The sequence below is a fragment of the Nonomuraea solani genome (assembly GCF_900108335.1).
Classification (GTDB): domain Bacteria; phylum Actinomycetota; class Actinomycetes; order Streptosporangiales; family Streptosporangiaceae; genus Nonomuraea; species Nonomuraea solani.
The window spans coordinates 226,489-245,742 of record NZ_FNVT01000006.1 but is presented as its reverse complement, the minus strand read 5'-3'; the positions used below and the strand labels follow the sequence as shown (position 1 = coordinate 245,742).

At 70.6% G+C, this 19,254-nt stretch carries 21 protein-coding genes; 8 read left to right on the top strand and 13 right to left on the bottom strand.

Annotated elements, in window-relative coordinates:
• The first annotated feature begins 15 nt into the window (after positions 1-15).
• Positions 16-1,071, top strand: coding sequence for an ABC transporter permease (locus C4V41_RS23970; RefSeq protein WP_200824180.1), 1,056 nt, complete (start codon positions 16-18; stop codon positions 1,069-1,071).
• Positions 1,068-1,844, top strand: coding sequence for an ATP-binding cassette domain-containing protein (locus tag C4V41_RS23965; RefSeq protein WP_103958158.1), 777 nt, complete (start codon positions 1,068-1,070; stop codon positions 1,842-1,844). Before C4V41_RS23970 ends, C4V41_RS23965 begins: the two co-directional genes overlap by 4 nt.
• Here the strand turns inward: C4V41_RS23965 and C4V41_RS23960 are convergent, their stop codons facing one another.
• The gene (locus C4V41_RS23960; protein ID WP_103958157.1) at positions 1,845-2,243 is read right to left on the bottom strand and encodes a VOC family protein; all 399 of its coding nucleotides are present in this window, start codon (positions 2,241-2,243) and stop codon (positions 1,845-1,847) included.
• A 98-nt stretch (positions 2,244-2,341) separates the two neighbouring features.
• Between C4V41_RS23960 and C4V41_RS23955 the strand changes: the two genes are divergently transcribed.
• Positions 2,342-2,770: a VOC family protein gene (locus C4V41_RS23955; RefSeq protein WP_103958156.1), complete on the top strand. Its 429-nt coding sequence runs from the start codon at positions 2,342-2,344 to the stop codon at positions 2,768-2,770.
• Positions 2,767-3,114, top strand: coding sequence for a YdeI/OmpD-associated family protein (locus C4V41_RS23950; RefSeq protein WP_103958155.1), 348 nt, complete (start codon positions 2,767-2,769; stop codon positions 3,112-3,114). The genes C4V41_RS23955 and C4V41_RS23950 overlap by 4 nt, the downstream gene beginning before the upstream one ends.
• A 20-nt stretch (positions 3,115-3,134) precedes the next feature.
• Here C4V41_RS23950 and C4V41_RS23945 read toward each other — a convergent pair whose 3' ends face one another.
• Together C4V41_RS23945 and C4V41_RS61975 are read right to left on the bottom strand one after the other, a co-directional pair.
• Positions 3,135-4,682 carry an endonuclease/exonuclease/phosphatase family protein gene (locus C4V41_RS23945; protein WP_103958154.1) on the bottom strand — a complete coding sequence of 516 codons (1,548 nt, stop codon included), beginning with the start codon at positions 4,680-4,682 and terminating at the stop codon, positions 3,135-3,137.
• Between the two features lie 94 nt (positions 4,683-4,776).
• Positions 4,777-5,244 carry a hypothetical protein gene (locus C4V41_RS61975; RefSeq protein WP_160150371.1) on the bottom strand — a complete coding sequence of 156 codons (468 nt, stop codon included), beginning with the start codon at positions 5,242-5,244 and terminating at the stop codon, positions 4,777-4,779.
• Positions 5,245-5,414: 170 nt separating this feature from the next.
• Between C4V41_RS61975 and C4V41_RS23930 the strand changes: the two genes are divergently transcribed.
• From C4V41_RS23930 to C4V41_RS23915, 4 genes are all read left to right on the top strand, one after another.
• On the top strand, positions 5,415-7,208 hold the full coding sequence (locus C4V41_RS23930) for a PA14 domain-containing protein (protein ID WP_103958152.1): 1,794 nt from the start codon (positions 5,415-5,417) through the stop codon (positions 7,206-7,208).
• A 124-nt stretch (positions 7,209-7,332) separates the two neighbouring features.
• The gene (locus C4V41_RS23925) at positions 7,333-8,172 is read left to right on the top strand and encodes a phosphotransferase (RefSeq protein ID WP_200824179.1); all 840 of its coding nucleotides are present in this window, start codon (positions 7,333-7,335) and stop codon (positions 8,170-8,172) included.
• A 244-nt stretch (positions 8,173-8,416) separates the two neighbouring features.
• Positions 8,417-9,523 carry a HesA/MoeB/ThiF family protein gene (locus C4V41_RS23920; RefSeq protein WP_103958151.1) on the top strand — a complete coding sequence of 369 codons (1,107 nt, stop codon included), beginning with the start codon at positions 8,417-8,419 and terminating at the stop codon, positions 9,521-9,523.
• A gap of 81 nt (positions 9,524-9,604) precedes the next feature.
• The gene (locus tag C4V41_RS23915; RefSeq protein ID WP_103958150.1) at positions 9,605-9,952 is read left to right on the top strand and encodes a hypothetical protein; all 348 of its coding nucleotides are present in this window, start codon (positions 9,605-9,607) and stop codon (positions 9,950-9,952) included.
• An 88-nt stretch (positions 9,953-10,040) separates the two neighbouring features.
• Here the strand turns inward: C4V41_RS23915 and C4V41_RS23910 are convergent, their stop codons facing one another.
• From C4V41_RS23910 to C4V41_RS23870, 10 genes are all read right to left on the bottom strand, one after another.
• Positions 10,041-10,496, bottom strand: a complete 456-nt coding sequence (locus C4V41_RS23910) for a DUF2867 domain-containing protein (protein ID WP_103958149.1) — start codon at positions 10,494-10,496, stop codon at positions 10,041-10,043.
• Positions 10,497-10,548: 52 nt separating this feature from the next.
• A complete protein-coding gene (locus C4V41_RS23905) occupies positions 10,549-11,811 on the bottom strand; it encodes a serine hydrolase domain-containing protein (RefSeq protein ID WP_103958148.1) in 1,263 nt (420 codons plus the stop codon).
• A 47-nt stretch (positions 11,812-11,858) separates the two neighbouring features.
• A complete protein-coding gene (locus C4V41_RS65365; RefSeq protein WP_268808643.1) occupies positions 11,859-11,990 on the bottom strand; it encodes a hypothetical protein in 132 nt (43 codons plus the stop codon).
• Positions 11,987-12,550, bottom strand: coding sequence for an alkylhydroperoxidase domain protein (locus C4V41_RS23900; RefSeq protein ID WP_103958147.1), 564 nt, complete (start codon positions 12,548-12,550; stop codon positions 11,987-11,989). Before C4V41_RS23900 ends, C4V41_RS65365 begins: the two co-directional genes overlap by 4 nt.
• Complete coding sequence (locus C4V41_RS23895) at positions 12,547-13,140, bottom strand: CMD domain protein (protein WP_103958146.1); 594 nt, start codon at positions 13,138-13,140, stop codon at positions 12,547-12,549. Before C4V41_RS23895 ends, C4V41_RS23900 begins: the two co-directional genes overlap by 4 nt.
• 64 nt (positions 13,141-13,204) lie before the next feature.
• Positions 13,205-14,206 carry a putative FMN-dependent luciferase-like monooxygenase gene (locus C4V41_RS23890; protein WP_103958145.1) on the bottom strand — a complete coding sequence of 334 codons (1,002 nt, stop codon included), beginning with the start codon at positions 14,204-14,206 and terminating at the stop codon, positions 13,205-13,207.
• The gene (locus C4V41_RS23885) at positions 14,203-15,927 is read right to left on the bottom strand and encodes a dipeptide ABC transporter ATP-binding protein (RefSeq protein WP_103958144.1); all 1,725 of its coding nucleotides are present in this window, start codon (positions 15,925-15,927) and stop codon (positions 14,203-14,205) included. The genes C4V41_RS23890 and C4V41_RS23885 overlap by 4 nt, the downstream gene beginning before the upstream one ends.
• Complete coding sequence (locus C4V41_RS23880) at positions 15,924-16,712, bottom strand: ABC transporter permease (RefSeq protein ID WP_235030344.1); 789 nt, start codon at positions 16,710-16,712, stop codon at positions 15,924-15,926. The genes C4V41_RS23885 and C4V41_RS23880 overlap by 4 nt, the downstream gene beginning before the upstream one ends.
• Entirely contained in the window at positions 16,709-17,638 is a 930-nt protein-coding gene (locus tag C4V41_RS23875; RefSeq protein WP_235030343.1) for an ABC transporter permease, read from the bottom strand. The genes C4V41_RS23880 and C4V41_RS23875 overlap by 4 nt, the downstream gene beginning before the upstream one ends.
• Positions 17,635-19,254: a TIGR04028 family ABC transporter substrate-binding protein gene (locus tag C4V41_RS23870; protein WP_103958142.1), complete on the bottom strand. Its 1,620-nt coding sequence runs from the start codon at positions 19,252-19,254 to the stop codon at positions 17,635-17,637. The genes C4V41_RS23875 and C4V41_RS23870 overlap by 4 nt, the downstream gene beginning before the upstream one ends.

Genomic DNA, 19,254 nt, shown 5'->3' with positions numbered 1-19,254 from the left:
TAGGAGGAGGGCGCAGTGCCCGACATCAGCGATGGCCTCCGCGAGTCGCCGGCGCCCGCGGACGTGGCCGGGCGGCCGGCGCCGGACAGACCGCGGCTCCTGCGGCGGGTCAGGGACGGGTTCCTGCGGCGGCGCGAGGCGAGCGTGCTGGTCGTCGCGCTGGCGCTGGGCGTCTACTTCGCCTCGGCCTCCGAGGCGTTCCTGACCGGCGACAACATGGTCAACATCACCCAGGCGGCGGCACCCGCCGCGATCGTGGCATGCGGCATCGTGCTGCTGCTGGTCAGCGGCGAGATCGATCTGTCGGTCGGGGTGGTGGCGGCTCTGGCGCCGTTCATGATGCACTACGCGATCGACTTCTGGGGGATCCCGGCCGTCCCGGCGATCCTGCTCGCCCTGCTGACCGGCACGGTCATCGGGCTGGGGAACGGGTTCGTCACCGTCGTCCTGAAGGTGCCCTCGTTCATCACCACGCTGGGCACCTTCTACCTGGTGACCGGGATCGTGCTGACGACGTCCGGCGCCTATCCGGCCGAGATCCCGGTGCCGGTGGACAACCAGATCGGGCAGTGGCTGGGGGCCGCGCCCTGGGCGCACCTCGCGTGGGCCCTGGTGATCGTGGCGTTCTTCCACGTGCTGTTCATCCGGACGCGGTGGGGGCTGCACACGATCTCGGTGGGCGGGAACCTGCTGGGGGCGCAGGAGGCGGGCGTCCGTGTCGGTCGCATCAAGATGGGAAATTTCATGATCGCGAGCACGCTGGGGGCCTTCGCCGGGTTGCTGGAGGCGTTCCGGGTGCACACGATCGACCCCAACCTGGGCGGCGGCACCGGCCTGATGTTCACCGCCGTCTCGGCGGCGGTCATCGGCGGCACGGCCCTGGCGGGCGGCTCCGGCACGATCATCGGCGGCGCCCTGGGCGCGCTGGTGCTGGCCGAACTGCAGAACGGCTTCAACCTGATCGGCATCTCCGCCAACCCGTACTTCCTGATCCTCGGAGGCTCGATCCTGCTCGCGATGATCGCCAACGTGTACCTGAGCCGGCTGAGAAGGGCGGGCAAGACGACGTGACCTCCCCGAACGGCTCCACCGACGTCCTGCGGGTGGAGCACATCTCCAAGCGGTTCGGTACGGTGACCGCGCTCCGCGACGTCAACCTCCGCCTGGCCAAGGGCGAGGTGCTCGGCCTGATCGGCGACAACGGCGCCGGCAAGTCCACCCTGATGAAGATCATCTGTGGCTTCCACCAGCCCGACAGCGGCCGCATCCTGATCGACGGCGAGGAGGTGTCCGTCAAATCCGTCGACCACGCCCGCTCGCTCGGCATCGACACCGTCTACCAGGACCTGGCGCTGATCAACGAGCTGAGCGTCTACCACAACATGTTCCTCAACCGCGAGCCCGTGCGGTTCGGCCTCCTGAACAACCGCAAGATGCGCGCCCTGGCCCGCGCGCACCTCGACGACATGGGCGTGCACATCCCGTCGGTGGAGGTGGAGGTCGCCAAACTGTCGGGCGGCCAGCGCCAGGCCATCGCCGTGGCCCGCTCGGTCTACTCCCGCTCCAAGATCCTGCTGCTGGACGAGCCGCTGGCCGCGATGGGCGCGAAGGAGGGTGTGCAGATCCTCGACCTGGTCCGCGACCTCAAGGCGCGCGGCGAGGTGTCCATGATGATCATCGTGCACAACTACGCCCAGATCCTGGAGGTCTGTGACCGGGTCAACCTCCTGCAGCACGGCAGCATCACCTTCGACCGGCCGACCGCCAGGACCTCCGTACAGGAGCTCACCGACCTGGTCGTGGCCGAATATCGGGCCGCCCGCAACGGGCTCCGATCCGTGTAGTCACTCGACGCCCGTGACCGTCCCGTCGGGGGCGGTCACGTAGCGGCCCTTCGACAGATCGACCAGCACCAGCTCGTTGCCGAAGGGGTCGGCCACGACAGCCACCCGGCCCACGGGGATGTCCACCGGCTCGGCGACCATCCGGCCGCCCGCGGCGACGACCTCGGCGGCGGCCTCGCCGGCCGACGCCACCAGCCACGCCGGCGCCAGGGTCAGGCCGGTCGCCAGGACGATCTCCGTATCGCCGCCGGGCAGGCCGAGCCCCGCCTGCCCCAGGCGGTCGTTGCGCCACAGCAGCTCGTGCCCGAGCAGGTCCCGATAGAACCGCAGCCCGCTGTCGAGGTCGGGAACGGGGACGGTGACGGCGTCGATCTTCTGGAGCAGGGGCGTCGATCGCATCCCTCCACTATCAGGTTGAGGAGGCGAATTTAAAGTGCTCAATTGGTGAGCACTTTGAGGAGGAGGATGGTCTCACAACCACAAGAGAGGAATCGGACATGCTGCGCGGACTCTCCACCCTCGTCTTCTACTCGCCCGACTTCGAGGCGACCAAGAGCTGGTACACCGAACTGCTCGGCATCCCGCCGTACATGGACACCCCGGCGTACATGGAGTGGCGCATCGGCGACTACCAGCACGAGTTCGGCTTCATCCACAGCTCCTACGCCGGCGGCGAGCTGGCCAGGACCCCCGACCCCGGCAAGGTCGCCGGCCCGGCCGGCGCCATGGTCCACTGGCACGTGGACGACGTGCCCGCGACCGTGGAGCGGCTGGTGGCGATGGGGGCGAAGGAGCACGACTCGCCGCGCGACCGCGGCCTCGGCTTCATCACCGCCTCCGTGATCGACCCCTGGGGCAACGTCCTGGGCCTGATGTACAACCCGCACTATCTGCGGATCCTGGGCTCGCTGAAGGAGGACTCGTGATCGTCTTCACCGACGCCGCCGCGTGGCGGACCTGGCTGGCCGGCCACCACGACTCGGCGGCGGAGGTGTGGGTGGTGCTGGCGAAGAAGGGCACGACCGAGCCGACGAGCCTCACGTACGAGCAGGCTCTGGAAGAGGCGCTGTGCTACGGCTGGATCGACGGGCTGACGCGCAGCCGCGACGCCGCCACCTACCTCCAGCGCTACACCCCGCGCCGCCCGCGCAGTGCCTGGTCGCCGCGGAACATCGCCCGGGTGGCGCGGCTGCGGCAGGCGGGCCGGATGCGGCCCGCCGGGCTGGCCGAGGTCGAGCGCGCACAGGCGGACGGCCGCTGGAACGCCTGACCCCGGCCCGGCCGCGAAGGTCAGAGCAGGGACGTGCTGAACGTGGTCATGACGGCCGCGTGGTCGGAGGTCCAGAGGTTGTCGCGGTGGTTGGGCACGGCCGTCGGCGTGCCCTCCACCAGGGTCTTCGACTCGGTGACGCGGAGCGGGCCCGCGTAATAGACGAAGTCGATCCGGTCCTGCGGCTCGGGCTCGCCCTTGTGCGAGTCGTGGCCGTAGCCGCCGGTGAACACCGGATAGATCGGCGACCAGGTGATTCCCGGCTCGGTGACCGGGTTCGGGTTCGCCACCCGGTAGGAGTCCAGCAGCCCCGCCTGCGCGGGCAGCACCGAGGTCGGCCACGGGACGGCGGTGTAGCCGCACCGGTGGGTGGCCTTGGTCCAGTCGAGGTGGGAAGGGGCGTTGAAGTCGCCCGTCAGCAGCACCGGGGTGCGCGACGCCTTGGCCAGGTCGGGGTGCATCTCCCGCAGGATGGCCTTGATCTGGGGCGTACGGCCGGAGCGCTCCTCGTTGGCCATCAGCCTGTCCTGCGTCAGCTTGCCGAAGCACGCGTCGTACGGGCCGTACGGGTTGTAGCCGAGGTGCACGTTCCACACCACGACCTGCCGTTCGCCGATCTTGACCCGGACCCTCGTCGCCACCGACAGCGGCCCATCGGCCACCGGCGCCTTGCGCTCGGTGATCGGGTAGCGGCTGATCACGCCCAGGTCGGTGCCCGACTGGTGATAGTCCCAGCCCAGCGACTCGGCCAGCTCGCGGGTGGAGGCGGCCGAGGTCTCCTGGAGACCCACGACGTCCACGTCGGACTGGAGCAGGAACCGCAGCTCCTTCTCGCGCCCGCCGGTGACCTGGCTCCCGCTGTGCCACAGGTTGAAGCTCATCGTCCTCAGGTCGGGCACCAGGCTCTCACCCGGCGGGCGGACCTCGATCCCGATCGTCGCCGTGCCGGTCTCGCCGCGCGCGTTGCGCGCCTCGACGCGCAGCGGCGCCGGGCGCACCACGTCGCGCATGCCCGGAGTCCCGGTGACGGTGCCGTCGGCCGACACGTTGACCCAGTGGGGCCCGCCGGCCTTGCGGAAGGTGAGCCCGTCGGTGTCACCGCGGACCAGACCTCCCACCTTCGCCTCGTACGCGCTGAGGGCGCGGGCGTTGCGCAGGTCGAACGCGTCGGCGACGAAATGCGGCGGCGCGGCGCTCGTGATCCGGACCTTCACCGGCTCGGCGAGCCACTGGTAGCCGTCCTGCGCCAGCGCGAAGACGATGTAGTCACCGGGCTCCAATCCGCCGGTCGGCAGCGTGGCCTCACCGCTTCCCGCGGTGATGTAGGCCCATCGCAGCGAGGGGCCGACGAACTTCTGGTCCACCGGGCCGTCACCGGGGTCGGCGTAGAGGCCGAGCCAGTTGGCCGGGTGAGGGCGAGGGGTGGAGTAGGACACCTTGATCGGCTCGCCGCCGCGCACGGCCGGCGTGGCGATGGTCAGCGTGCCATCGGCGGAGGACGCCGCCGCCGGAACCACGCCGGTCATCAGGACGATCATCGCTATCCCGAGCGACTTGAGCCAACGCATGCGCGCCTCCTTCAAGGACCTCGTGCAGCGTGGGCCAGGCCGGTGAAGATCACGTGTACGAATCGTGGCAGATCGCCGACCGCCGGAGGAATCGTCAGCCGTCCTTCCTCGGGGAGATGGAGAGCAGGGCCTGCCCCTTCCTGATCGACACCAGAGTCACCTCCACCGTGGGACGGTCGCGGAACCCGAAACCGGAACTCCCGCCCTTGCCCAGCACCTGCTGCGCGCCGCCTCCGTGCGGGTACTCCACGACGTACGTGATCGTCTTCGCGCTGACGGCCACGATCTCGAACTTCGGGTAGTAGAACTTCTTGGCGTTCAGCCGGATCGTGACCGGCCTGGACAGCTTCAGCAGGCAGTCCGCGTCGTAGCAGTCCTTGACCTTGGTGGTGGGCTTACGAGAGGGCGACGGGGTTGAAGTGGGCGTCGGGGCCGGGGTCGGGGTGGCGGCCGGCGTACTCGTGGCGGGCGTGTTCGAGGGGGCGGCCGCCGGCGGCGCGGGCGCCGGTGAGCCGCAACCCGCCAGGGCGCACAGCGCGAGCACGGGAAGGAGCCTGCGCATGTCGGGTCTCCCATCGCTAGGGGCACCGGCGCCGGGGGGAGGGCCGGTGCCCCAGGAGTACCCGACAGGCTCCGGGAGGGGTCCCGGCCGACTTGATGTGATTTCACCCGATTGTCATGAATTTCTGTCATGATCCACGGGATCTTTCAGGATCTTGTGACAGGAGCACGATGACTGCATTAGCGCGCCGGGCGCTGAGCGCCGCCCTCGCGGGCGGACTGGCCGCCACCGTCGCGATCTGGCCGACGGGGGCGCAGGCACAGGCCGCCGCACCCGCGGCCGTGTCGGTCGACTTCACCAAGCCCATCCGTACGCTGTCCGCCACCGACTACGGCATCGGCATCACCGGGTACGGCGAGCAGTCCTACATCACCAACGACCCCGAACACCGTGAGGCCGTGCGCGCGCTGAAGGCCGGCCGCATGCGCATCGAGCTGCACTACCAGACGCCCGGCGACCACAGCAGCCCGATCATCTGCGGCGGCTGGGAGTGCGACCGGACCATCACGGGCGACGCCTGGATCGCGGCCATCCGCGACCTGGGCGCAGAACCGGTGGTCATCCTCCAGGTCGACGGCCGCCAGAGCGCCGAGACGAACCGCGACGACGCGGTCGCGCTCTACGAGCACTTCGCCGCCTCCGGCACGCCGGTCCGGCGGTTCATCCTGGGCAACGAGCTCAACTGCACCTGTACGCCGCAGAAGCCGGAAATGCCGGCGGCCGAGTACAGCCGCCGGTTCAACATGATCACCGACGCGCTGGACGCCAAGGACTCGGCGGTACGCGTCGGCGGCCCGGCCACGGCCTGGAACGACCACCCGTACATCAGGACGTTCCTTGAGGGATCGGGCGCCCGCGTCGACTTCCTCGACTACCACGACTACGGCAACGGCTTCGAGGAGGACACCGACGAGAACCTGCTCGGGCCGGTCATCCGCGCCTACGAGACCGAGCTCAAGGAGGTGAGCGCCCTCGCGGAGTCGGTGCTCGGCCGCAAGATCGACATCCAGATCGGCGAGTTCAACTCCGACTTCAACGACCCCACCGGCGATCGCACGCTGAAGCACTTCAACACCCTGTGGGGCGCGGCCGCGCTCGGCCAGATCCTGCACGCCGGCGCCGCCGCCTACCAGTACGGCGACAAGAACGGCCAGCTCGGCCTGACCAGCACCAAGGGCGAGGGCGGCGTCCCGCGCAACGAGCCCCTGCCCATCTACCACGGCATCGGCATGTTCACCGGCGAGAACCTGTTCAGGTCGTTCGGCAAGACGATGGTCGAGGCCACGGCCGACAACGACCGCCTGCACGTGTTCGCCTCCGACGGCGGCAAGAACGTCGTCCTCGTCAACGTCGCCGACGAGCCGCTGGACACCACGCTCACGTTCACCGGCCTGACGGCGGGCACCGTCGCGGTCTGGCAGAGCACCGCCGACGCCTGGAAGCCGCACGCCGCCGGCACCGCCTCCGTCGCGGGCGGCAAGGGCACGCTCACGCTGCCCGCGGCCTCGGTCACCACGCTGGTCATCGAACCGCAGGCCACCACGCAGCAGGGCCTGACGGCGACCTACTTCGACAACGCCGACCTGACCGACCCCAAGGTGACCCGGGTCGACCCGCGTGTGGACTTCGACTGGGGCTCGGCCGCGCCCGACCCGGCCGTGGGCCCGGACTCGTTCAGCGTGCGCTGGACGGGCAAGGTGATCGCCGACCGCGCCGAGACGTACACGTTCATCACGACGAGCGACGACGGCGTGCGGCTCTGGGTGGACGGCAAGGTGGTCGTGGACAACTGGACCGACCACTCCAAGCGTGACGACAGCGGCCAGGTGGCGCTGACGGCCGGGGCGCACGACATCAAGATGGAGTACTACGACGGCGGCTACGACGCCATCGCCCAGCTCCACTGGTCGAGCCCGACGATCACCCGTCAGACCATCCCGGCGGAGAAGCTCCGTACGGTGTAGTTTTTCCCGCGCCAGGTCCCGGCATGGTCACGTTTCGACGTTGATCGGGACCTGGCGCCATGCGAGATTCCATGGTGGGGCCGCGCTGTTCGGCAAGGCCACGGGCGCATCTCGGGGAGGGCGCATGGAAGCCATGGAACCGTCCTCGGCCGGCGGGGCCGTCCCGATCCTGGTGCACCGGCCCCGCAAGCCTCTCCGGCTCATGGCGGGGGTGAGGCTCGGCGGCGGGAACGACGGCGGCGCCGTCCGGGTGGGCGCCACGGTGCGGCGGCCGGTGCGGGAGTGGACGCCCTCGGTGCACGAGCTGCTGCGGCACCTGGAGGGCAAGGCGTTCGACGGGGCTCCCCGCGTCCTGGGCGTCGACGATGACGGCTGCGAGATCCTCACATATCTGGACGGCGACACCGTGGGGGCCGCCCAGGTGTGGCCGCCGTGGACCCGTACCGAGGACACGCTCGTGCAGGTGGCGCGGTGGCTGCGGTCCTACCACGAGGTCGTGGCCGATTTCCGGCCCTCCGCGGACGCGCGCTGGCGCGGCGGCCGGCGCTGGGCGCCGGGGCTGGTCATCGGGCACAACGACGCGAGCCCGTTCAACGCCGCCCACCAGGACGGGCGGCTGACCGGCTTCTTCGACTGGGACTTCGCCGGTCCGACCACGGTGGACTCGGACGTGGCGTCGGTGGCGCTGTGCTGGGTGCCGCTGCACGCCCGCCATGTGGCCGCCTCGGAGGGGTTCACCGAGTTCGACGCGCGGCCCGCCAGGCTGCGCCGGTTCCTGGACGCCTACGGCTGGACGGGCCGGCCGGAGGTGATCGTCGAGGACGTCCGGGCGCAACTCCGCGAACGGGCCGCCCTGATCCGCCGGCTGGGCCCCACCGACACGGGGCTTTTCGCCAGGCTGCTGCGGCGCGGCGTGGCCGACGATCTCGACCAGGCCGTCCGGGACCTGGACGGGTTTTCTTGAAACGCATGTCCAAGTAGATCCCTTTGTCAAATAGCCCGGCGCTCGACATGATATGCGCGTAATAATGTCCGAGGAGAAAGGATCTCAATGAAACGACGCCCGGCGATGGTGAAGGTGGAAGAAGTCCCGCTGCGTGTCGGTGCCGTTACGGCATCGAACTCCAATGGAAACTGAACCTTCCGCTCGGGTAGCTTCACGTGGGTGCGGCAATCGTGCTTCACCCATGCCCTGAGGAGGCCTCCCCGTGGCGGACACCGCTGCGCGCCCGCGCTTGCGCGACAGCGTCATCGTGCAGGCGGACGGCGGCACGCTGCTGTTCCTGTGCCTGGCCGACCGGACGGTGAAAAGATTCGCCTGCGATGATTTCGTGAAAGACGTGGTGGCCCTTCTCGACGGCACCCGCACACTCGCCGAGATCGGCGCGCTGACCTTCGGTGACGACCCGGACGCGCCGGCGCGGGTGGCGGAAGTCGTGCAAATCCTGGCCGATGAGCGGCTGTTGAGCAGGAGCGCCGCCCCCGAGCGCGAATTCCGTCTTTTGGGCGCGGCGCGCGCCGAATTCTACGACCGGCAACTGCGGTTGTTCCAGGACTTCTGCGACGAGGGCTGGTCGCCGGAAACGAGCGGCGCCGGCCTGCAGCGGCGGCTCGACGGCTCGACCGCCGTGGTCTGCGGGATCGGCGGGCTCGGCGGATGGGTGGCGCTCTCGCTGGCCGGCGCGGGCGTCGGGCGCATCCGCCTCTGCGACTTCGACCGGGTCGAAGCCTCGAACCTCACCCGGCAGGTGCTGTTCCGGATCGCCGACGTGGGCGCGCCCAAGGTGGACGTGGCGGCCGCCCGGCTGCGCGAGGTCAATCCGTACATCGAGGTCGAGAGCGTCGACCGCCGCATCGGCGGCGCCGCCGACCTCGCGGACGTCGTGGCGGGCGCGGACGTCGTCGTCAACGCCGCCGACCTGCCCACCCCCAACGACGTGTCGGACTGGGTGAGCGAGGCCTGCCGGCCGAAGATCCCCCACATCATGGGCACCGGGTACGCCTACCACATCGGCGTCCTGGGCACTTCGATCATCCCCGGGCAGACCGCCTGCTGGGCCTGCGTCCGCGCCGAGACGTTCGCCGACCACGGCCGGGACGGCATGGAGACCGTCGTGGGCAAGCGGGAGAAGGCGGGCGCGATGGGCGCGCTGTGCGGGCTCGTCGGCAACATACTGGCCTGGGAGGCCATCCGCATTCTCGGCGGGCTTCCGCCGGCGCTCGGCGGCCGGTGGTGCGAGGTGGACTTCTGGCCGCTGGAGATCCGGTCACGAGCGATCCCGCGGCGGCCCGGCTGTCTCACCTGCGGTTCGTGACCCGCTCAACCGAGCGTCAACGGATCCTCAACGCTCTCGCTCCTACGTTCTCTCTCACACCGAATGAGAGGAGAACGGCACATGCGCTCCCTGAAGACGCTGGTAGTGGGGTTACTGACCATCATCGCGGTTCTCGCGTCCCCGGCTCTGACCCAGGCCGCGACCGCCGCGCCGGTCACGACGGTGGTCCAACCGGTGATCGTCCACGTCAAGCCGAAGCCCGGTGAGATCTGCAAGCGGTTCAAGTCCGGTTGGAAGAGGTACGAGCTCTGCTGGAAGGTCATGAAGGTCGGCGGCGCGGCTCTGTGGAGCAGGCTCGAAAGCATCGCGCGGCAGGGCTGGGGCCACTTCAGGAACCATCCGACGGTCAAGCGGCACTTCAAGAGGCAGGCTCGCGCCCTCTACTGCATGCTCACCCTGCGGTGCTAGCGGGCCGGGCAGCCCGGCGGCTCCACGATCTCAACCCCCTATGGGCGCCTCGGCCATCACGCCGCCACCAGGAGGAAGGCGATGCTTCTCATGGGGTGAGGCGGCGCTGGGCCGAGCGGAGCATCGCGTGGACGACGGTCGGGTGCGCGAGGCGTACCGGCCAGAAATAGACGCGGCCGCGCAGGCCCTTCAGGCGGACGGTCGTCGTGATCCGCACCAGGCGGGCCGTGGCGTCGACGGCCACGCCGCAGCGGAAGTCGAGGTGCCGGTCGTCCGCGACGATGAGTGCCTCCTCCCCTTCGACCCGGTCCACCCGGAACGTGTCGCGAGGCGCGCGCCGGACGCCGATCAGCGGCACCAGCGCCTGGCGCACCGCCATGGCGGCCATGACGGCACGGGGCATGCCGGTGAGCGAGAAGATACTCTCCGCCCAGACGCGCGGGTCTTCGGGCGCGCCGGGCGGCAGCACGCCGATGGTCATGTCGGCGAAGTCGGGAGCGGGGATGTCCTCAAAGGCGAGCGACCAGTAGACAGCGGTTCTCATGACGCCTCCATACGGTGCCGTATGGAAATGACTATACGGCACCGTATGGAGGTCAGAAGTGCCGGGGGAACAGGTCCGTGGTCGGCCAGGTGGTGACCTTGCCGATCTCGGCGTTGATCAGCGCGCTCAGAGCGTCGAAGTCGGGTGATCCGCTCTCCTCGCCCCGGTTGAACAGGGCCGCGTAGGTGAAGCCGTTCTGCAGCCGGGCGGTGTAGGTGTAGGTGCCGGGCAGCCCGCCGCTGTGCCAGGTGTTGAGATGGCCCGTCACCTGGCGTACCCACAGGCCGGCGGCGTACCAGGAGCCGCTCTCGGTGACGCCGATCTCCGGCTTGGCCACCATTCTGCCGATGGAGGTGGCGTTCAGCACCGTGCCGGGCGCGTCGAGAATCCTGGCGAATCGCACCAGATCGACCGCCGAGGCCAGCCAGCCGCCGCCCGGGCCCCGGTTCTCCATGCTGAACCCGCCGTACGGCGCCGGCACCACCGTGCCGGACGCGTCGGTGACGGTCCTGCTCGTCTGGTCCGACTCGTAGCCGACCTCGCCGGAGGCGGCCTGCGCCTTGAGGGTACGGCCGAGCCGCAGCCTGGAGATGCCGACCGGCGCGAGGATCTTCTGCTTGACGTACGCCTCGTACGTCATCCCCGAGATCTTCTCGACGATCAGGCCGAGCAGCAGGTATCCGTAGTTGCTGTAGGCGTACCGGCTGCCGGGCGCGAAGTCGAGAGGGCGGCCCGAGGCGTACCGGACGATGTGGTCACGCGTGATCGGCAGGGCGACGCCGAGCGACTTCGCGATGGTGTGGTCGAGGTAGAGGTAGTCGCCCGAGATGTCGCGGTCCCAGCCGCCCGTGTGCTGCAGCAGCCGCCAAATGGTCACGTTCGCCAGCCGGGGGTCGGCCGTGGCCGGCAGGCCGAGCAACTGGGCGGCGGACGCGCCCAGGCTCAGCTTGCCGTCCTGCGCCAGCCTCATGATCGCCACCGCGGTGATGTGCTTGCTGAGGCTGGCGATGCGAAACAGGGAGGTCGGCGACACCGCGGGCGCGGCGATGTCGTCGGTATGGCGATAGCCCCTGGCCAGCACGAGCTTGCCGTTCTTGGTGATGGCCAGCTGCGCGCTGGAGATCTCGCGCTCGACGACGTAGGTCTTCAGCACCTTGTCGAAACCGGCCAGCGCGGCCGGGGCCACCCCGGAGGTCTGGACCGTCGCCGCGTACGCCGGCCTTCCCCAAGCGACGGCGGGCAGCGTCAGGGCGCCCGCCCCCAGGAAACTACGCCTGCTCAACCCGGCCGACGTGCGGAAATCTGTTTTAGACATGGGGAGATTTCTAGTGGATCGCCGCCATTGTCCGCCACCGCTTCCGGTCAGCGCAGCGTCACATGACCGCGCGGGGCGTCGATGACGGCACGCAACGCCGCCTCCGGCCCGCGCGAGACGTCGAGCCGGACGCCGAGCGCGGCCAGCTCCCCGCGCACCGCGTCCGGGACGCCGGTCACTCGTCCACCGGCTCACCGAGCGAGAGCATGAGCCGGTTGGCCCAGTTGAAGAACGCGGCGGCGTGGATGGCGTCGCTGATGGCCAGGTCGTCGAGCCCGGCGGCGCGCAGAGCGGCGAGGTGCTCGGCGCCGAACTGCGCCGGCGTGGCGGTGAGCGCGGTCGCGGTGTCGACGACGGTCCGCCATCTGAAGTCGTCCTGCGGCGCGCCGACCCCTTCGTCCAGCAGGCGCTGCACGTCCTTGGGGCGCTTGGAGTAGTGGCTCGCGAAGCGCGCGTGCACGGACGCGCAGAACACGCAGCCGTTGTGGCGCGAGGTCGCGGTCGCGGCCAGCTCGCGCTCGGCGCGCGGCAGCCCGCCGTCGGCGTTGTAGAAGATGTCCACGTCGGTCTTCGTCCGCGCGTGCAGCACGTCCGGGTCGCGGGCCAGCAGCCGGAAATACGGGGACGCGGCGCGCGCCTGGTCGACCAGCGCCTCGCGGTGCGCGTCGGTCAGCTCCTCCTCGGTCAGCGGCGTGAGCCAGGGCCGCCAGCCGAGGTGCTCCTGGGTGAAGCCGGTCATGCGGTGAGTCCTTCCTGGTTGAGCAGGCGCAGGCCGGAGATCACCCGTACCTGGAAGCTGAGGAACGCCACGAGCTGCGACAACGTCACGATGCCGGTGGCGCTCCAGCCGGCGCGGGCCAGGGCGTCGAGATCGTCCTGGCGGGCCTCGCGCGGCCGGAACACCAGCAGGTGGGCGTGCTCCAGCGCGGCGGCCAGCCGTTCGCCCAGCTCGGAGGTGCCGGAGGTGCGGTAGCGGAGCCCTTCGTCGCTCTCGGCGGCCAGGACGCCGCCGTCCGGATAGATCCCGTAGGGGCCGGTGGTGCGGCCGGTCTCGATCTCGGCCTCGATGACCTTGACCAGGCCGGGCGCGAGCTCGGCGAGCCGGTCGGCGTAGAAGCGGGCGACGGCGGCGTCGTGGTGCAGGCCGGTGACGAAGGCGGCCACCGCGTCCCGCTCGACGAGCGTGACCTCGCGGTCGTCGTCGGGGGTGAACAGGGCGTCGAAGCCGCGCTGGGCGTGCTCGCGCGCGTCCGGCCTGCGCTCGCGCAGGCGGTCGAGCGGGGAGCCCGGCGAGATGCCGGCCAGGTGGTCGATGACATCGGTGATCATGGAAACTCCTTCCGGGGAGTGATCACTGAGAGCTCATTCGGGAGGGCGTCGTTTCGGGTGGTCGTTATGAGGAGCTCATTTCGGGTGAGGGGAGCCAGCCGAGCGCGGGCGCGACCTCGGTCGCCAGCAGCTCGATCGAGCGCAGGATCAGCGGATGCGGCGGATCGACCGAGTGCACCTGGAAGACCAGGTCGGTGACCCGTTCGAGGGTGGGGTCGGCGCGCAGGCTCTCGATGACGTCCTCCGGCGTGCCGACGTGCACGTCGAAGGCGGCGATCCGGCGATCGAGGCCGTCCGGCCGCTCGTCCGGCAGCTCGAACGGCAGCCTGCCCCGGCCGAGCCCCCGCTCGGCCCAGCGCAGCGCCTCGGCGCGGCTGTCGGCGACGAAGGCGGTCCGCGAGGCCACGATGCGGGGCACCGCGCCCGAGGGCAGATTCTCGTGGTACGCCGCCACGATCGGCTGCTGCAGGTCGGCCAGCGTCGCCTGCGGATCGTCGGCGGGCCTCGGCTGGGTACGCGACAACATCAGGCCGTTGCCCGCCCGGCCCGCCCGGGTGCCGCCGGACACCGAGAACGTGGCCTCCCAGATCGCCTCGGTCAGCCGGGGCGCGGGCGGGTAGAGCCGGTTGCCGCCGCCCAGATCCTCCCCGGACCAGGCGCGGACCAGGACCGCCAGGTGCTCGGCGTACAGGGCCGCGCGCTCCGCGCTCTCGTGCCCGAACGGCCCGAACGACGACGGCGTGCCGCCGCTGCCCACGCCGACCTCCAGCCGCCCGCCGGTCAGCAGGTCCAGGACGGCGGTGTCCTCGGCCACCCGTACCGGCTGTTCCAGCGGCAGCGTGATGATGCCGGTGCCGAGCCGGATCCGGCGGGTCCGCGCGGCGACGTGCGCCAGGAACACCAGCGGCGCGGGCAGGCCGCCCTCGGCGCCGTCGAAGTGGTGCTGCGCCACCCACGCGGTGTCGAAGCCCAGGGCCTCGGCGTGCTCGATCTGCTCGGTGGCGAGCCGGTAGCGCTCACCGGCGGGCACGTCGTCCAGCAGGCGCGTGAAGAACCCGAGCCTCATCGCACCCGCTCCGGGATCGCGGCCAGCAGTTCCCGTGTGTATTCGTGCCGCGGCTCGGTGAAGACCTGCCGGGTGGTTCCGGTTTCCACGATGCGTCCTTTGCTCATGACGGAGACGGTGTGCGAGATCTGTCGCACGACGGCCAGGTCGTGCGAGATGAACAGGTAGGTCAGGCCCAGGTCGCGCTGGAGCCGTTCGAGCAGGTCGAGGATCTGCGCCTGTACGGTCACGTCGAGGGCCGAGACGGCCTCGTCGAGCACGATCACCTCGGGTCCGGCGGCCAATGCGCGGGCGATCGCCACCCGCTGCCGCTGCCCGCCGGACAACTCGCGCGGCCGGCGCGCCGAGACGTCGCGGGGCAGCGCCACCCGGTCGAGCAGCTCGGCGACCCGCGCGCGGCGGGCGGCCCGGTCGCCGAGCCCGAAGTTGCGCAGCGGCTCGGCCACGATCTCCTCGATGGACTGGCGCGGGTCGAGCGACCCGTAGGGGTTCTGGTAGACGAGTTGTACGTGGCGGCGGAAGTGGCGGCCGTCCGGGGCCCCGGCGATGCTCACCGTTCCCGAGGTGGGCGTGGCGAACCGGGCGACCATCCTGGCCGTGGTGGTCTTGCCGGAGCCCGACTCGCCCACGAGCGCGTGGGTGGTGCCGCGCCTCACCTCGAACCCCGCCCCGTCCACGGCGCGGAACGGCCGCCGCCCCACCCGGAACTCCTTGACCAGGTCACGCACCACGATCGCGGGCTGGTCGGCGGAGGGGTGCGCGGACGAGGCGGGCCGGCCGGTGAAGGAGCGTCCGGACAGGGCGGGCTGGTCAGTGAAGGGGCGCGCTGACAGAGCGGGCGGGTCGCGGAAGGGGCGTGCCGACAGGGCGGGCGCGTCGGCGAGCAGCCGCTTGGTGTAGTCGGCCTCGGGTGCGGCCAGGACGGTGGCGGTCGGTCCCTGTTCGACGACGCGGCCGTCCTTCATCACCACCAGGTGGTCCGATCGGCTCGCGGCCACGCCGAGGTCGTGGGTCACCAGGAGCACGGCGGTGCCGTACTCGGTGCGCAGGTCGTCGATGAGGTCCAGGATGCGGCGCTGCACGGTGACGTCGAGGGCGCTGGTGGGCTCGTCGGCGATGATCAGGCTCGGCCGGAGGGCGATCGCGATGGCGATGAGCACCCGCTGGCGCATGCCGCCCGACAGTTCGTGCGGGTATTGGCGGGCGCGGGTCTCCGGGTCCGGGAGACCGACGCGGGCGAGCAGGTCGAGGACCCGGCGGCGGATCGTACGGCGATCGCCCGCGCGGTGGATGCGCAGCACCTCGCCGATCTGCGCGCCGACCGTCTTGACCGGGTCCAGGGAGTTGGCCGGATCCTGCGGGACCAGGCCGATGCGCGCACCGCGAATGTGCCGCAGACGGCGGTCGGACCAGCCCGTCAGGTCGGCCTCGCCCAACCGGACACCGCCCGAGTCGACCGAGGCGTTGCCCGGCAGTAGCCCGATGACGGCCAAAGCCGTGGTGGTCTTTCCGGAGCCCGACTCACCCACGACGGCCACGACCTGTCCCGGCTCGACCGAGAACGAGACCCCGTCCACCGATCGCCGCCCGTCATAGGAGACCACCAGGTCACGAACGTCCAGCAGCCTCGCAACCGGCCCTCCCCGGCCCGGCTCCTGTCGGTCCGGCGGGCTCGTGGCGGGTGCCTGCCCGGCCGGTGCCTTTCCGTCCGGTGGGCTCATGGCCGGTCCTTTCCGATCGAGTGGCTGATGCGGCCGGCGGCCAGGACCACCGCGACCACCACGGCGCCGGGCAGCGTGGTCAGCCACCACGAGGTGGCCAGGTAGTTGCGGCCCTCGGCGATGAGCAGCCCCCATTCCGGGGTGGGCGGCGCGGCGCCGTACCCGAGGAAGCCGAGCGTCGAGATGGCCAGGATGGCCGCGCCGAACTGCAGGGAGGCCAGCGCGATGACCGGGCCGAGCGAGTTGGGCAGCACGTGCCGCCACAGCACCACCGGGAACCGGCCGCCGCTGCCGAACGCGGCCTCCACATAGTCGGCGCGGCGGACCCGTACCACCTCGGCACGGGAGAGCCGGGCGAAGGCGGCCACCGAGCCGATGCCCACCGCGACGGCCACGTTCACCGTGCCGGGCCCGAGCAGGATGATCACCGTCAGGGCCAGGAGCAGCCCGGGCACCGACAGCAGCACGTCCACGACCCGCATGACCAGCGCGTCCGCGACGCCACCCGCCGCCCCGGCCAGCAGCCCGAGCAGCGTGCCCAGCACCAGCCCCACCGCCACGGCCACGAACGCCCCCGACAGCGAGTGCACCGAACCGTGCACCACCCGGGCGAACAGGTCACGCCCCACGGCGTCCGTGCCGAACAGGTGCTCCGCCCCGGGCGCCTGGAGCTTGTCGGCCGGCACTCCGGCGATCGGGTCGTAGCCGGTGAAAACGCCCGGGACGACCGCCCAGAGCAGGGCGAGGCCGATCACCGCCCACGCGAGTACGAGTCCCTGCTTCACGATGCCGCCTTCAGCCGCGGGTCGAGGATCGGGAACAGCACGTCCACGATCAAGTTGACCAGGACGAACATCGCCGCGGCGAGCACCACGACGGCGAGCATCACCGGCGTGTCCTGCGCGTTGACCGCCTGCTCGGTCAGCCGCCCGATGCCGTTGCGGCCGAAGACGGTCTCGGTGACGACCGAGCCCGCGATCAGCTCACCGAACGTCAGCCCGGCCACGGTCAGCGTCGGCGGTACGGCGTTGCGCGCCACGTGCCGCCACAGAACCCACCACCGCGTCGCCCCCTTGGCCTCGACCACCGGGACGAACGGCTGCGCGTACACCTGGTCGATCCCGCGCGCCAGCACCTGCGCGATGGGCGCCGAGATCGGCACGGCCAGCGTCAGCACGGGCAGGATGAGCTGCTGGACCTCGTCGCCGCCGATCACCGGCACCAGCCGCAGCCGGAACGAGAAGACCTGGATCAGCACGATGCCGAGCCAGAACGCGGGCACCGAGATGAACACCGACGGCACCGACAGCAGCGCGCCCCGCAGCCACGACGTCCTGCTGTGCCCGGCCGCGAACGCGATCACCACGGCGATCAGCACCGCCAGCACGAAGGCCGGCAAGGCCAGCATGGCCGTCTGCGGCAGCGCCTCGGCCAGCCGCTCGACGACCGGCGTGCCGGTGTCGATGGAGTAGCCGAAGCTGCCGCGCAGGAAGCCGAGCAGCGTGTCGGCGTATTCGGCGAGCGGCGAGCCGGCGGCGTAGTAGGCGCGGATCTCGTCGATCTGCTCGGGCGACAGGCCCAGCTCGGGGTTCTGGAACTTGATCAGGATGGAGTCGCCGGGCATCAGCCGCAGGAGCACGTAGCTCACCGTGAAGGCGGCCCACAGCACGAGCGCCGCCTGCCCGGCCCGCGACAGGAGGTATCTCGTCACTGCCCCGACTTCCACACCGAGTAGAACCAGGGCCGGGCGACCGCCTCGAAGGCCACGCCGTGGACGTGCGGCGCGGCGCCGTACACCTGCGGCTCCTCGAAGAGCGGGATGGCGTAGCCCTGTTCGACCACGTACCGCTGGATCTCGGCGACCTTGGCGTTGCGCTTGGTCACGTCGGGCTCGGCGGACTCCTCCTCCAGCAGCCGGTCCAGCTTCTCGTCGTCGGAGAGGATGACGTCGCGGTTCTCGCTGTGGAAGTGGCTCTTGATCACGTCCTGGTCGGCGCGGCCCACCATGCTGTGCGCGATGGCGGTCTTGGCGGCGTCCTTGATGTCCACGGCCTGGGTGCCGGCGTCGGCGGGGCGGATCTCCAGTTGCACGCCGAGCTTGGCCCACTGCTGGGCGACGAGTTCGAGGGTCTGCTTCGACAGCGGCTGCGGGCCGGAGACGAACACGCCGAGCTTCAGCGGGGTGCCGTCCTTGGCGCGGATCCCGTCGGCGCCGCGCGCCCAGCCGGCCTGGTCGAGCAGGGTGTTGGCCTTGGCGGGATCGTAGGCGAGCTCCTTGGACAGATCCACATGACCCTGGGCGAGGTGGCTGAGCACGGAGGTGGCGACCGGGTAGCCGTCGGTGAACAGGGTGTCGACGACCTCCTTGGCGTTCGTGCCCACCTGCAGGGCCCGGCGCACGTCGGGGTCCTTCAGGATGGGGTTGGACGGCCTCAGGTAGAGCCCGTTGTTCACGCCCCGGGTGGGTTCGGCGTAGATCTCGAAGCCGGCGTCCTTGACGGTCTTCTCGTCGTACGCCTGCACGTAACGGACCAGATCGGCCTGGCCCGAGATCAGGGCGCCGACGCGGACGTTGTCCTCGGGCGTGACGATGATCTTGATCTCGTCCAGGTACGCCCGGCCCTGGTGCCCCGACGACGGCGGCGCCCACGTGTAGTCCTTGCGCGCGACCAGGTCGACCTCCTTGTCGACGACCTGGTTCTTGAGCGTGAAGGGGCCGGAGCCGACGATGTTCTTGAGCTGGCACTGCTGCTCGTACGGCAGGGAGATCGTCTTCTTGGACACCAGCCCCGCGCCGATCACGGAGGTGCCCTGGAGGAAGCCGGGCGAGGGCTTCTTGAAGTGGAACCGCACCGTCCTGGGATCGACGACCTCGCTGCGTTCGTAGTTGTTGACGAACTCGGCGACGGGCAGCTTGAGCTTGGTGTCGCCCAGGCCGTACACGTCGAAGTTGGCCGCCACGGCGGAGGCGTCGAGCGGGCTGCCGTCGCTGAACGTCACGCCGTCCCGCAGGTGGAAGGTGTACGCGGTGGCGTCGGCGTTGACCTCCCACTTCGTGGCGATCCACGGCTCGATGCGCAGCGTCTCCGGGTTCTGCCAGGTCAGCTTGTCGGTGATCTGGTTGAGGATGCCGCCGTTCGGATAGAAGCCGGCCGCCGGCAGGTAGAGGCAGGTCGGGGGCTGATGCTCCAGGTAGGTGAGGGTGCCGCCGTAGACCGGTTGCCCGTCCGCCCGAGCCCTTTCGGCCGCACCCTCGCCACCACAGGCGGCGAGCAGCCCAACGACGGTGAGCATGGCGGCCGCGAATCGCAGTCTGGATGGAGACAT

Bases quoted from the DNA above. Each gene is read 5' to 3' on its own strand.
- C4V41_RS23960 (WP_103958157.1), bottom strand. From the start codon at position 2,243: ATGCGATCGACGCCCCTGCTCCAGAAGATCGACGCCGTCACCGTCCCC.
- C4V41_RS23955 (WP_103958156.1), top strand. From the start codon at position 2,342: ATGCTGCGCGGACTCTCCACCCTCGTCTTCTACTCGCCCGACTTCGAG.
- C4V41_RS23945 (WP_103958154.1), bottom strand. From the start codon at position 4,682: ATGCGTTGGCTCAAGTCGCTCGGGATAGCGATGATCGTCCTGATGACC.
- C4V41_RS61975 (WP_160150371.1), bottom strand. From the start codon at position 5,244: ATGCGCAGGCTCCTTCCCGTGCTCGCGCTGTGCGCCCTGGCGGGTTGC.
- C4V41_RS23930 (WP_103958152.1), top strand. From the start codon at position 5,415: ATGACTGCATTAGCGCGCCGGGCGCTGAGCGCCGCCCTCGCGGGCGGA.
- C4V41_RS23925 (WP_200824179.1), top strand. From the start codon at position 7,333: ATGGAAGCCATGGAACCGTCCTCGGCCGGCGGGGCCGTCCCGATCCTG.
- C4V41_RS23915 (WP_103958150.1), top strand. From the start codon at position 9,605: ATGCGCTCCCTGAAGACGCTGGTAGTGGGGTTACTGACCATCATCGCG.
- C4V41_RS23910 (WP_103958149.1), bottom strand. From the start codon at position 10,496: ATGAGAACCGCTGTCTACTGGTCGCTCGCCTTTGAGGACATCCCCGCT.
- C4V41_RS23905 (WP_103958148.1), bottom strand. From the start codon at position 11,811: ATGTCTAAAACAGATTTCCGCACGTCGGCCGGGTTGAGCAGGCGTAGT.
- C4V41_RS23900 (WP_103958147.1), bottom strand. From the start codon at position 12,550: ATGACCGGCTTCACCCAGGAGCACCTCGGCTGGCGGCCCTGGCTCACG.
- C4V41_RS23895 (WP_103958146.1), bottom strand. From the start codon at position 13,140: ATGATCACCGATGTCATCGACCACCTGGCCGGCATCTCGCCGGGCTCC.
- C4V41_RS23890 (WP_103958145.1), bottom strand. From the start codon at position 14,206: ATGAGGCTCGGGTTCTTCACGCGCCTGCTGGACGACGTGCCCGCCGGT.
- C4V41_RS23885 (WP_103958144.1), bottom strand. From the start codon at position 15,927: ATGAGCCCACCGGACGGAAAGGCACCGGCCGGGCAGGCACCCGCCACG.
- C4V41_RS23870 (WP_103958142.1), bottom strand. From the start codon at position 19,254: ATGTCTCCATCCAGACTGCGATTCGCGGCCGCCATGCTCACCGTCGTT.